This is a genomic window from Sphingomonas prati, assembly GCF_014643515.1.
Classification (GTDB): Bacteria; Pseudomonadota; Alphaproteobacteria; order Sphingomonadales; family Sphingomonadaceae; genus Sphingomonas_R; species Sphingomonas_R prati.
In genome coordinates this window covers 899,277-911,232 of record NZ_BMJP01000001.1, presented here as the reverse complement: position 1 = coordinate 911,232, position 11,956 = coordinate 899,277, and the positions used below count along the sequence as shown (strand labels likewise).

Sequence of the window (11,956 nt, the reverse complement as noted above, 5' to 3'; positions counted from 1 at the left end):
GGGCCGTTGTTGCGTGGGGGTCGGGTCAGTTCAAGCGTTATCGCCGGGCTTCACTTGACCTGGCGCTTCTCGAGTTTGCGGGCCAGCGTGCGGCGGTGCATGCCGAGCCGGCGGGCGGTTTCCGAGATGTTGAAGCCGGTTTCGGCCAGCACCTCGTGGATCCGCTCCCATTCGAGCGTCTTGATCGACGTGGTGCGCTCGGTCAGCGGGGCGGCGACGTTGCCGCTGGCACGGCCGAACGCTTCCTCGATATCGTCGGTATTGGACGGCTTGGCGAGATAGTGCGACGCGCCGAGCTTGATGGCCTCAACCGCGGTGGCGATGCTGGCGAAGCCGGTCAGCACGACGATCAGCGTCGCCGGATCATGCGCGCGCAGCGTCTGGACACAGACGAGGCCGGATGCACCGTTCAATTTCAGGTCGACGACCGCGAAGTCCGGGGTGCGGCCCTGCAGGAGCGTGACGAGATCCTCGTGGCTGGCGGCGAGCAGGACTTCGTACTCGCGCCGTTCGAACGAGCGCTTCAGCGTGCGTGCGAAGGCGGCGTCGTCCTCGACGATGACGAGCAGGCGGCCGGCGGTCATGCGGCGCGCCCCGGGGGTGCTGCGATCGCGGCGAGGGGCAGGGTGAGCGTCACGACCGCGCCGCCGTTCGCGCAGTTCGCGGCCGAGACGGTGCCGCCGAGCTTGCGCATGACGTTGACGACCAGGAACAGGCCGAGACCGCCGCCGAGCCGGCCCTTGCTCGATTCATAGGGTTTGCCGATCCGTTCCAGCCGTTCCGGCGAGAAGCCGCCGCCGGCATCCTGCACGGCGATGATGAGCGCGTCGCCGCGTTGCGATGCGTTGAACGCGATCCAGGCGGGGGAGGATTCAGCGGCATTGTCGAGCACGTTGAAGATGACCTGTTTCAAGGCCGGGTCCGCCACGACGGGCAGGTCGCCGGGAAATGCGTTCCGGTAGTCGAGCACCGTGCTCATGTGTGCCGCATGCCAGTCATCCGCAATACCGTCCAGAAAACGGCGCATGCCGGTGATCGCGGGGGCCTCGCCGCGCGCCTCGCCCGCCGCGAGCAGGACGCCGGTGACAATCGCCTTGCAGCGCTGGACCTCGGCCTGCATCTCGCCGATCTCCGCCACCAGATCAGGGTCGGCGGCGAGCGCGGGCATGCGTTTCCAGTCGCCGAGGATGACGGCGAGCGAGGCGAGCGGGGTGCCGAGTTCGTGCGCTGCGCCCGAGGCGAGCAGGCCCATCCGGACGATGTGATCCTCCTCGACCGCCTGTTGCCGCAGGTTCGCGAGGTTGGCGTCGCGGGCGCGCAGGTTCTGCGTGATGCGCGTGATCAGCAGCACGAGCAGCATGGCGACGAGCGCGAAGCAGGCCCAGGCGCCGGCGGTGTCGATCAGCCGGCGGTGGTCGGCGAGCGCGGGCGGGAAATTGAGCGGACGGTAGATGAAGGTAAGCGCCGCGAAACACAGGCTGGTCACCATCACGATGACGATCGCCGACCAGGTATCGAGCAGGATCGCGCCGAGTACGACCTGCAACAAGTAGAGCCACATGAACGGGTTGGTTGCGCCGCCGCTTAGGTAGAGCTGCGCGGTGAGCGAGGCGACGTCGAGGATGAGCGCGAAGAACAGCGAGCCGTTCGACGTGCCGACCCGGTTGCGGAGCAGGATGATGCTGGCGAGGTTGAGGAGCAGCGTCGCACTGGCCACGCCAAGCATCGGGCCGAGCGGGAGCTCGACGCCAAGCCCGAACTGCGCGATCAGGATGGCGGAGACCTGGCCACCGACCGCGAGCCAGCGGAGCTGCACAAGTTGCAGCATGTTGCGGCGGCCGGCGTCGCCGATTGAGCGCGTCGCGCCGTCGCCGGTCAGCGGGGGCATCGACGGCGGGGCGGTGCGGGCGAGTGGCGCGATCCTCATCGCCGCAGCCGCCGTTCGTAGCGCAGCACGAGGACCCAGCCGCCGATCAGCATGAGCGCGAGCGCGTACCAGGTGATCGCGTAGCTGAGGTGGTTGTTGGGGAAGGAAATGATGGTGAGGCCGCCGACGGGGGGCCGCGTCGGCGCGGCGGGGTCGGCCGCGGCATCGACGAAATAGGGGGCGGCGGGACCGAGCCGCTGGGCGGTGGCGATCGCGGCGACGTCGCGTGAGTACCAGCGACCGGCGGCGGGATCGTTGCGTCGCAGGAAGCCGCCGCCGGGTTCGGTGATGCGGAGCAGGCCGGTGACCGTGACCGGCCCAGACGGCGGTGTGCGGTCCTGCCAGCTGGGGGGGACGAAGCCGCGGTTGACGAGCACGGTGAAGCCCGCGTCGGTGACGAGCGGCGTGACGAGCCAGCTGCCCGCGCCCAGTACGGTCGCGGCTTGCGTGCGGACGCTGCGATCGTTCCGGTAGCGGCCGGTCAGGCGGATGTTGCGGTAGCTGGCGTTTTCGGTGTCGAGGCCAGCCCAAGCCGTCGGGCCGGGGGCCGGGACGGGCGGGGCATGGACCCGGGCGTTAACGCGGGCGATCAGGTCACGCTTCCAGGCAAGGCGGTTAACCTGCCAGGTGCCCAGGCCGAATAGGCCCGCGACCAGCAGCGCGGTGACGATCGTCAGGATGACGAGCGTCAACCGCGAGCGGGGCGGCCGGGCGCCCGTATCGGGTGCGCCGGCCGCCCCGTCGGTCACATGGAGTCCATCGCGGCCGGGTTCATCGGCATCATGTTGGTGTTGAGATGGAACATGACCCACAGCGAACCGCTGATCGCGATCGCGACGAGCAGGACGGTGAAGATAAGCGCCATCATCGTCCAGCCGCCCTCGGACTTGGTGTCCATGTGGAGAAAGTAGATCATGTGGACGACGATCTGCGCGACCGCGAAGCCCATGACTGCCAGTGCCGTGGTCTGCGCCGTGAACGGGCCGGCCATGACGAGCCAGAACGGGATCGCGGTGAGGATAACGGCCAAGACGAACCCGGTCATGTAACCCTTGAACGAGCCGTGGGCCTGCGCGTCGCCGTCGTGATGGCCGTCATCGCCCTTGCCGTGCGAGTCCGCGTGCGCGTGAACGTGGCTGGAAGTGTCGGTCATCGCAGCATCCCGAGCAGATAGACAAAGGTGAAGACGCCGATCCAGATGACGTCGAGGAAGTGCCAGAACATGCTGAGGCACATCAGGCGGCGCTTGTTCGCCTGGATCAGGCCATGCTTGCCGACCTGGACCATCAGCGTCACCAGCCAGATGAGGCCGAAGGTGACGTGCAGACCGTGGGTGCCGACCAGCGTGAAGAAGGCGGACAGGAAGGCGCTGCGTTGCGGCGTGGCGCCCTCGTGGATCAAGGTGGCGAACTCGTACAGCTCGATCCCGATGAAGGTCGCGCCGAACAGGCCCGTGATCGCCAGCCAGAGCTGGGTAGCCCGGATCTGCTGCTTCTCCATCGCCAGCATCGCGAAGCCGTAGGTGATCGACGACAGCAGCAGCATCGACGTGTTGATCGCGACCAGCGGCAGTTCGAACAGGTCCTTCGGCGCGGGGCCGCCGGCATAGTTCGCACCGAGCACGCCGTAGATCGCGAACAGGCACGCGAAGATGAGGCAATCGCTCATCAGGTAGATCCAGAAGCCCAGCATCGTGCTGCCGCCCTCGGGATGGTCGTGCTCGTCGATCTGGTAGAAGGCCAGCTTCGTCGCGTCTTCGGCGCCCGCTGGGGGCGCCGTGTGGGTGGCGCTCATGCCGTCGTCACCTTGTTCTGGTTGAGCAGCGCGGTGCGGGCCGCCTCGGTCCGCTCCACTTCCTCGACCGGGATGTGGTAGTCACGCTTGTAGTTGAACGTGTGGATGATCGACGTTGCGATCAGACCCAGCATGCTCGCGGCGGCAAGCCACCAGATGTACCAGATCATCCCGAAGCCGAGGGCGGTTGCGAAGCCTGCCAGGATCACGCCGGTGCCGGTGTTCTTTGGCATGTGGATGGCACGGAACCCGGTCATCGGACGGTCGTAACCACGGACCTTCATGTCGGCATAGGCGTCACCGTCATGAACGATTGGCGTGAACGCGAAGTTGTAGGCCGGCGGCGGCGACGACGTCGCCCACTCTAGCGTACGACCGTTCCACGGATCACCGGTCGTGTCGCGCAGGGTCTCGCGGTTGCGGACGCTGACGAAGATCTGGATCAGGAAGGCTGCGATGCCCACGGCGATCATGGCCGCACCGATGGCCGCGATCACGAACCAGATCTGCAACGACGGGTCGTCGAAGTGACGCAGGCGGCGCGTGACGCCCATCAGGCCGAGCACATAGAGCGGCATGAACGCGACGTAGAAGCCGGGCACCCACATCCAGAAGCTCAGCTTGCCCCACCACTCGTTCAGGCGGAAGCCGAAGGCCTTCGGGAACCAGTAGTTGATCGCCGCAAAGGTGCCGAACAGCACGCCACCGATGATGACGTTGTGGAAGTGGGCGACCAGGAACAGCGAGTTGTGCAGCACGAAGTCGGCCGGGGGGACGGCGAGCAGAACGCCGGTCATGCCGCCGATCGTGAAGGTGATCATGAAGGCCACCGTCCACATCATCGGCAGTTCGAACCGGATCCGACCGCGGTACATCGTGAACAACCAGTTGAAGATCTTCGCCCCCGTCGGGATCGAGATCACCATGGTGGTGATACCGAAGAACGAGTTAACGCTGGCACCCGAGCCCATCGTGAAGAAGTGGTGCAGCCAGACGAGGTAGGCGAGGATCGTAATGACCACGGTGGCATAGACCATCGAGGTGTAGCCGAAGAGACGCTTGCCGGAGAAGGTCGAGGTGACTTCCGAGAACACGCCGAACAGCGGCAAGATGAGGATGTAGACCTCCGGGTGACCCCAGATCCAGATCAGGTTCACGTACATCATCGGGTTGCCGCCGAGTTCGTTCGTAAAGATGGCGGTGCCGATGTAGCGATCGAGCGACAGCAGCGCGAGCACGGCGGTCAGCACGGGGAAGGCGGCAACGATCAGCACGTTGGTGCAGAGCGCGGTCCAGCAGAAAATGGGCATCTTCATCATCGACATGCCCGGTGCGCGCATCTTGACGATGGTCGCGATCAGGTTGACGCCGGACAGCAAGGTCCCGACGCCGGCGATCTGCAGCGCCCAGATATAATAGTCGACGCCGACATCGGGGCTGTACGCGATCCCCGACAATGGCGGCATGGCGAGCCAGCCGGTCCGCGCAAATTCCCCGATGAACAGCGACATCATGACGATCACGGCACCGGATGCGGTCATCCAGAAGCTCATGTTGTTGAGGAACGGGAACGAGACGTCGCGCGCGCCGATCTGAAGCGGGATGACGTAGTTCATGATGCCCGTGACGAACGGCATCGCCACGAAGAAGATCATGATCACGCCGTGCGCCGTGAACACCTGGTCATAGTGGTGCGCGGGCAGGAACCCCTCGTTCGCGCCGAAGGCCATCGCCTGTTGCGCGCGCATCATGATGGCGTCGGAGAAGCCGCGAAGCAGCATGACCGTACCGAGGATCATGTACATGATCCCGACCTTCTTGTGGTCGACGCTGGTCAGCCACTCCTTCCAGAGCCAGGTCCAGAGCTTGAAGTAGGTGATCGCCGCGAGCAGCGCGATCCCGCCGACCGCGACCGCAGCGAACGTGCCCATCACGATGGGTTCGTGCAGCGGTAACGATTCGAGCGTCAGGCGGCCGAAGATCGTCTTCAGGATTGCAGGGTTCTCGAACATCTGTGTGCCTATCGTATCAGGCGCGCGCGGACTGGCGGGTGCCAGGCGTCGCTGCGGGGGGCGTACGGTTCAGTGTCAGGTCACGATTCTGTTGTGCACCGGGTTGTTGCGCACCGGGAGCGCCGGGTTTTCGCGGCGTGCTCCAATGGCCGGGTGCGCCCTTCTCCTCGGGCTGTTTCTCGAGAGCGCCCTCGGCATGGCCGACGCCGTTCTTCGGTTCGGCGCTATGCTTGCCGCCGCCGCCCATCGAGTCGATCATCATCATGCGGTCCATGCACATCGACCCGGGCCGGACGCACATGTTGAGCGCCGCCTTGTAGAGCTGCGGATCGACGCGACCGAAATGCATCGGACGGACGTTCTCGGTCGGCTTCTCCAACTGGAGATAGTTGGCGCGGGTCAAAGGCATCGGCTTCGCGCGGACGCTGGCAACCCACTGCGCGAAACCCTGGTCCGACATGCCGTAGAACCGGAACTTCATGCCCGAGTAGCCGGCGCCGCTGTAGTTCGACGAGATGCCGTCATAGTTGCCGGGCTTGTTGATGACCGCGTGAAGCTTCGTTTCCATGCCGGGCATCGCGTAGATCATGCCCGCCAGTGACGGGATGTAGAACGCGTTCATGACCGTCGAGGAGGTCAGCTTGAACTCGATCGGGCGATCGACCGGAGCCGCCAGTTGGTTCACCGTGGCGATGCCATATTCCGGATAGATGAACAGCCACTTCCAATCGAGCGCCACAACCTGCACCTCGAGCGGACGGACGTCCTTGGCAACCAGCCGACCGGGGCCGAGTCGTTCGATCGGGCGATACGGATCGAGCACATGTGTGCTGACCCAGGTCACCGCGCCGAGCACGATGATGATGAGCAGCGGGATCGCCCAGATGACGAGTTCGAGCTGAGTCGAATGGTCCCAGTTTGGTTCGTACTTTGCGTCCTTGTTGCCCGCGCGGTACCGCCAAGCGAACAGGACGGTCAGCGCGATCACTGGCACGATCACCAGCAGCATCAAGCCGGTGGCCACCAAAATCAGGTCGCGCTGCTGCAACGCAACGTCGCCGGACGGGTTCATGACGACCATGTTGCATCCACCAAGGAGCAACAACGGCAGCCCAGCCAGGAGACGGAGCCGGCGGGTGGAAGGTGTGGACCGATCGAACATCATGGGGCATGATATAGCCGCATGCTGCCCCCGCGGATAGCTGGACAGTTTGTCCAGTCTCGCAGTTGCAGCAAAAAGTGCATGAGGGCCGTGAACGTTGGGGATAGGCTGTTTTAGGCCCCCCCAAAGGTGCCGACCAGGAGCGAAGTGACCGCATGAGTGCCCAGACCGCCCATCCCAAGTCGGATTCCATCGAGCAGGACGCTCGACGGATCAACGCGCGCCACGGGGAGGTCCAGCCAGGCGAGATCGCGATCGGCGTCATCATCGGCCGCACATCGGAGTTTTTCGACTTCTTCGTCTATGCGATCGCGTCCGTGCTGGTGTTTCCGGCGCTGGTGTTCCCGTATGTCGATGCGCTGACCGGCGTGATGTACTCGTTCGGGGTGTTTGCGCTGGCCTATATCGCGCGGCCGTTCGGGACTTGGCTGTTCATGACGATCGACCGGCGGCACGGTCGCGGCGTGAAGCTGACGATCGCGTTGTTCCTGCTTGGCGGGTCTACGATGGCGGTCGCGTTCATCCCGTCCTACGAACAGATCGGTGTCGGGTCGGCGGTGGCGCTATGCGTGCTGCGGATCGGGCAGGGGCTTGCGCTCGGCGGGACCTGGGACGGTCTAGCTTCGCTGCTGGCGCTGAACGCGCCGAAGAACCAGCGTGGCTGGTATGCAATGATCCCGCAGCTCGGTGCGCCGCTCGGCCTGCTGGTGGCGTCGGGGCTCTTCGCATTCTTCGAAGCGAGCCTGTCGCCGGTCGATTTCCTCGACTGGGGCTGGCGCTATCCGTTCTTCGTCGCGTTCGCGATCAATGTTGTGGCGCTGTTCGCACGGCTGCGGATCGTGGCGACGCCGGATTACGAGCAGTTGTTCGAGACGCGCGAGCTGACCCCGGCGCGGGTTCGTGAGACGTACCGTGCCAATTGGCGCAACATCATGCTGGGAGCGTTCGCACCGCTCGCGAGCTTTGCGCTGTTTCATCTCGTCACCGTGTTTCCACTGTCCTGGATTCTTCTGTTCACGAAGCAGTCGGTGACCCGCTTCCTGGTGATCGAAATGATCGGTGCGGCGATCGGCGTGCTCGCGATCGTCGCGTCTGGTCTGATCGCCGACCGTATCGGGCGGCGTTACCTGCTGGGTATCTCCGCCGCGATGATCGCGGTGTTCAGCGGCTTCGCGCCGCGGCTGCTCGACGGGGGCGAGGGTGCCGAACTGCTGTTCATGATCAGTGGCTTCATCCTGCTCGGCCTGTCCTTCGGTCAGTCGTCCGGGTCAGTGACGGCCAACCTACCGATGCGCTATCGCTATACCGGTGCGGCAATCATGTCCGATCTGTCCTGGCTGATCGGGGCCGGCTTTGCACCGCTCGCGGCGTTGCTGTTGTCGAGCAAGTTCGGGTTGTTCTCGGTAGGCGTGTACTTGCTGTCGGGTGCACTCTGCACGCTCGGCGCCTTGCTGATTAACAAGGAATTCGGCAACAAGGCATCCTGAATCAAGGGAGTTGCATGCTGCGAAAGGTGATGGTCGCGCGACGAGCGTGGACATGTCTCGGTTGATTGCTCGCCGCGATGGCCGCGGTGTCCGCCTACGCCGGCGGCGGCAAGTGTCTGCTGTCGTGTTAGGTTAGAGCGTAGTTCAAATCATTTTCGTTGCCGGGCGGTGCGGTTGGCGAACTGCTTTTGTCCCTCCGCTTTGGCGGCCGCGTCGATGAGGCGGTTGGCGGTTTCAAGGGCCGCGGCCGGTGTCAGATCCACCTTTATCGAGTCCGGGCCTAGGGCGCGGACGATCCCGTCGATCGCAGATACCCGGCTCGGATCGTCATGGACTTGCCGCACGTCAGTTCCTCCGTCTCCACCGGGTTCGACGGACTAGTGCGGCGAAAGTTCCCAATAGTCGCGCGCATTGGCGAACTGGGTCGGAATCCCTTAGGGATTGGGATTGATGCTGAAATTGATAACAGGCCCGAGCGAGCGGTCTTGAACCGCAATCGCGGGGCCGTTGCGACGGACGGGGGGAGGGGGCGGGATTGTGATCCCGCCCCCGATCGTCACGGCTGCGACGTCGGGTCCGTCGCAGCATTCGACATCATGAGTTCCACCGGCGTGTCGCCGATCGGGCCCGGCGACTGATCGGCGTCGTCATGGGCGAACAGCCAGCGTCCGGCGAGACCGGCGGCAGCGGCACCGACCAGCGGTGCAAGCCAGAACAACCAGAGCTGGGACAAGGCCCACCCGCCGAGGAACAGCGCGGGGCCGGTGCTGCGCGCCGGATTGACCGAGGTGTTGTCGATCGGGATCGACACGAGATGGATGAGGGTGAGCGCCAGTCCGATGGCGAGCGGGGCGAAGGCGGCCGGGGACCGCTCGTCCGTCGCGCCGAGGATAACCAACAAGAACCCGCCGGTCAGCACGGCCTCGGACAGGAACGCGGTGGTGGCACCATAACCCCCCGGCGAATGGGCGCCGTAGCCGTTGGCGGCAAAGCCGCTTGCCAAGATGTCGAAGCCGGGCGCGCCGGATGCCAGCGCGGCGAGGACCGCACTGGCGACGATCGCCCCGACCAGTTGCGCACCGACATAAGCGGGCACGTCGCGCGCGGGGAAGCGACCCGCGACGGCCAGTCCGACGCTGACCGCGGGGTTAAAATGACCACCGGAGATGAACCCGACTGCGAACGCCATGGTGAACACGGTCAGGCCGAATGCCCCCGCGACGCCGGCGATGCCGATCGCGTTCGGGACCTCGTCGCCGGCTGCAATCACCGCGGCACCGCAGCCCCCGAGCACAAGCCAGAATGTGCCGATAGCCTCCGCCGCGAGACGACGCGCGAGCGCCTGCGGGCGCGGTCGCTCGGTTCGGGGTTTCGTGCTGGCCCAGCTTTGGTCGATTGTCGGCATCGTCGCTTCATCCTCAGTCGCGCCATTGCTTGGAACGGCGGGTTCTGTACCGTATTCGATGACGCATTCGAGGGACCGAAGAAGAAGTCCCGCGAAATGACGGTCGATGCCGGGCGTAAGCGATCTAATGCCAGCGATGAGCTGGCAGTCCATAGTATTGAAGGCTTATTCCATAGTCATATCGTACTAGGGACCGCGCGCGCAGGTCTTGCGGTGCGGTCCCGCTAGTCCGGAAATCATGGTAATCACGGCAGGGTAGACCGGCCGGCGGGCGGGTCCGTGAACAGTTCGGTATCGAACGATCGCGACCGGGTCGGTGTGCGAAGGGTGCCATCACGGGCACGATCGCATGGGTCATGCTGGTGCCCCGAGAGAGACTCGAACTCCCGACCTGCGGTTTAGGAAACCGTTGCTCTGTCCTGCTGAGCTATCGGGGCAGCCGGGGACGGGGTAGTTTCCGGCCGGGGCGGGGTCAACGCCCTATCGGTCAGAACAGCCCTTCGATCGCGCCGTCTGCGTGGAGGCGCATCGCCTCGGCGGCGGGCACGCGGGGCAGGCCTGGCATGGTCATGACGTCGCCGCAGATCGCGACAACGAAGCCGGCGCCGGCGGCGAGCCGGACCTCGCGGATCGGCACGACATGGCCGATGGGCGCGCCGAGCAGCGTCGGATCGGCGGAGAAGCTGTATTGCGTCTTCGCCATGCAGACCGGCAGCGTGCCGTATCCGGCGGCGTCCCATTCGGCGAGCTGGCGCACGACCGCGGGGGTGGGGGCGATGCCGTCCGCGCGGTAGATGGCGGTTGCGACGCGTTCCATCTTGGCTTGAAGCGGGAGGGCATCGTCATAGAGTGTGCGGAACTGCGACGGGCCGTCCGCGAGCGCGGCGACCGCGTCGGCGAGGTCGACCGCGCCCGCGCCGCCGTCCGCCCAATGACGGCAGGGGATGGCCTGGACCCCGCGTTCGGCGACGATCGCCTGGATGGCGGCGGTCTCCTCGGGCGTGTCGGTGCCGAAATGGTTGATCGCGACGACGATCGGAATGCCGAACTGCTGCACGTTCTCGATGTGACGCAGCAGGTTCACGGCACCGCTGCGGACGGCGGCGACATCGGGCTGCGCGAGATCGGACTTGGCGACGCCGCCGTTCATCTTGAGCGCGCGCACCGTCGCGACGATCACCGCTGCCGCGGGGGCGAGGCCGGCCTGGCGGCATTTGATGTCGAAGAACTTCTCCGCGCCGAGATCCGCGCCGAACCCGGCCTCCGTCACGACATAGTCCGCAAGCGACAGGGCCGCGCGGGTGGCGATGACCGAGTTGCAGCCATGCGCGATGTTGGCGAACGGGCCGGCATGAATGAGCGCAGGGGTGCCCTCCAGCGTCTGGACGAGGTTGGGGTGGATCGCGTCTTTTAGCAGCACGGCCATCGCGCCGTCGGCGTTCAGGTCGGCCGCGGTGACGGGGCGGCGGTCGCGTGTCGTGCCGATCACGATGCGGCCGAGTCGGGCCTGGAGGTCGGCAAGGTCGTCGGCAAGGCAAAGGATCGCCATGACTTCGGATGCGACGGTGATGTCGAAGCCGGATTCACGCGGCATGCCGTTCGCGACACCGCCGAGCGACTGGACCGTTTCGCGCAGGGCGCGGTCGTTCATGTCGAGCACGCGTTTCCACATGATGCGGCGCGGGTCGATCCCGAGCGCGTTGCCCCAGTGGATATGGTTGTCGATCATCGCGGCGAGCAGGTTGTGCGCGGCGGTGATCGCGTGGAAATCGCCGGTGAAGTGGAGGTTGATGTCCTCCATAGGCGCGACCTGCGCATGGCCGCCGCCGGTGGCGCCACCCTTCGTCCCGAAACACGGGCCGAGCGACGGTTCACGCAGCGCGAGCACCGCCTTGCGACCGGTGCGGACGAGCGCGTCGGCCAGGCCGATCGAGGTGGTCGTCTTGCCTTCGCCCGCCGGGGTCGGGTTGATCGCGGTGACTAGAATCAGCTTCCCCGGCGCGCGGCCGTTGCCGGCGGGCACCGTCAGCTTCGCCTTGTAGCGGCCATAAGGCTCCACCGCGCTGTCGGGCAGGCCGAGATCGGCGGCGACATCCGCGATCGGCCGGAGCGTGGCGGCGCGGGAGATTTCGATATCGGTCATCATGGGCGCGGACCTAGCCCAAGTTG

General features: G+C 65.6%; 11 protein-coding genes and 1 tRNA gene. 1 reads left to right on the top strand and 11 read right to left on the bottom strand.

Features of this window, described 5'->3' with window-relative positions; all coding sequences use genetic code 11:
* Nucleotides 1–50: 50 nt before the first annotated feature.
* Genes IEX50_RS04200 through cyoA form a run of 7 tightly spaced genes read right to left on the bottom strand, consistent with a single transcriptional unit; the run spans nt 51 to nt 6,898 of the window.
* Nucleotides 51–584, bottom strand: coding sequence for a response regulator transcription factor (locus IEX50_RS04200; protein ID WP_157175512.1), 534 nt, complete (start codon nt 582–584; stop codon nt 51–53).
* Nucleotides 581–1,888: an ATP-binding protein gene (locus IEX50_RS04195; RefSeq protein ID WP_229673771.1), complete on the bottom strand. Its 1,308-nt coding sequence runs from the start codon at nt 1,886–1,888 to the stop codon at nt 581–583. Before IEX50_RS04195 ends, IEX50_RS04200 begins: the two co-directional genes overlap by 4 nt.
* 35 nt (nt 1,889–1,923) lie before the next feature.
* Nucleotides 1,924–2,676, bottom strand: coding sequence for an SURF1 family protein (locus IEX50_RS04190; RefSeq protein WP_373285278.1), 753 nt, complete (start codon nt 2,674–2,676; stop codon nt 1,924–1,926).
* Entirely contained in the window at nt 2,673–3,080 is a 408-nt protein-coding gene (gene cyoD, locus IEX50_RS04185) for a cytochrome o ubiquinol oxidase subunit IV (protein WP_157175513.1), read from the bottom strand. Before cyoD ends, IEX50_RS04190 begins: the two co-directional genes overlap by 4 nt.
* Entirely contained in the window at nt 3,077–3,721 is a 645-nt protein-coding gene (gene cyoC, locus IEX50_RS04180; protein ID WP_157175514.1) for a cytochrome o ubiquinol oxidase subunit III, read from the bottom strand. Before cyoC ends, cyoD begins: the two co-directional genes overlap by 4 nt.
* Complete coding sequence (gene cyoB, locus IEX50_RS04175; protein WP_157175515.1) at nt 3,718–5,733, bottom strand: cytochrome o ubiquinol oxidase subunit I; 2,016 nt, start codon at nt 5,731–5,733, stop codon at nt 3,718–3,720. The genes cyoC and cyoB overlap by 4 nt, the downstream gene beginning before the upstream one ends.
* A 16-nt stretch (nt 5,734–5,749) precedes the next feature.
* Complete coding sequence (cyoA, locus tag IEX50_RS04170) at nt 5,750–6,898, bottom strand: ubiquinol oxidase subunit II (protein WP_373285277.1); 1,149 nt, start codon at nt 6,896–6,898, stop codon at nt 5,750–5,752.
* 152 nt (nt 6,899–7,050) lie between these two features.
* Here cyoA and IEX50_RS04165 point away from each other — a divergent pair, with 152 nt between their 5' ends.
* Nucleotides 7,051–8,382, top strand: a complete 1,332-nt coding sequence (locus IEX50_RS04165; RefSeq protein ID WP_157175517.1) for an MFS transporter — start codon at nt 7,051–7,053, stop codon at nt 8,380–8,382.
* Between the two features lie 149 nt (nt 8,383–8,531).
* Here the strand turns inward: IEX50_RS04165 and IEX50_RS04160 are convergent, their stop codons facing one another.
* The 4 genes from IEX50_RS04160 to IEX50_RS04145 all read right to left on the bottom strand — a co-directional run bounded on the left by IEX50_RS04160 (nt 8,532) and on the right by IEX50_RS04145 (nt 11,933).
* Entirely contained in the window at nt 8,532–8,726 is a 195-nt protein-coding gene (locus tag IEX50_RS04160; RefSeq protein ID WP_157175518.1) for a hypothetical protein, read from the bottom strand.
* Between the two features lie 212 nt (nt 8,727–8,938).
* Complete coding sequence (gene aqpZ / locus IEX50_RS04155) at nt 8,939–9,787, bottom strand: aquaporin Z (protein WP_157175519.1); 849 nt, start codon at nt 9,785–9,787, stop codon at nt 8,939–8,941.
* 360 nt (nt 9,788–10,147) lie between these two features.
* Nucleotides 10,148–10,224, bottom strand: a tRNA-Arg gene (locus tag IEX50_RS04150).
* A gap of 50 nt (nt 10,225–10,274) precedes the next feature.
* Complete coding sequence (locus tag IEX50_RS04145) at nt 10,275–11,933, bottom strand: formate--tetrahydrofolate ligase (protein WP_157175520.1); 1,659 nt, start codon at nt 11,931–11,933, stop codon at nt 10,275–10,277.
* Between the last annotated feature and the right edge of the window lie 23 nt (nt 11,934–11,956).

What these genes read in the sequence shown, in the direction of transcription:
- IEX50_RS04145 (WP_157175520.1), bottom strand. Translation starts at nt 11,933, where the DNA reads ATGATGACCGATATCGAAATCTCCCGCGCCGCCACGCTCCGGCCGATC.
- aqpZ (WP_157175519.1), bottom strand. Translation starts at nt 9,787, where the DNA reads ATGCCGACAATCGACCAAAGCTGGGCCAGCACGAAACCCCGAACCGAG.
- cyoB (WP_157175515.1), bottom strand. Translation starts at nt 5,733, where the DNA reads ATGTTCGAGAACCCTGCAATCCTGAAGACGATCTTCGGCCGCCTGACG.
- cyoD (WP_157175513.1), bottom strand. Translation starts at nt 3,080, where the DNA reads ATGACCGACACTTCCAGCCACGTTCACGCGCACGCGGACTCGCACGGC.
- cyoA (WP_373285277.1), bottom strand. Translation starts at nt 6,898, where the DNA reads ATGATGTTCGATCGGTCCACACCTTCCACCCGCCGGCTCCGTCTCCTG.
- IEX50_RS04165 (WP_157175517.1), top strand. Translation starts at nt 7,051, where the DNA reads ATGAGTGCCCAGACCGCCCATCCCAAGTCGGATTCCATCGAGCAGGAC.
- cyoC (WP_157175514.1), bottom strand. Translation starts at nt 3,721, where the DNA reads ATGAGCGCCACCCACACGGCGCCCCCAGCGGGCGCCGAAGACGCGACG.
- IEX50_RS04200 (WP_157175512.1), bottom strand. Translation starts at nt 584, where the DNA reads ATGACCGCCGGCCGCCTGCTCGTCATCGTCGAGGACGACGCCGCCTTC.
- IEX50_RS04195 (WP_229673771.1), bottom strand. Translation starts at nt 1,888, where the DNA reads ATGCCCCCGCTGACCGGCGACGGCGCGACGCGCTCAATCGGCGACGCC.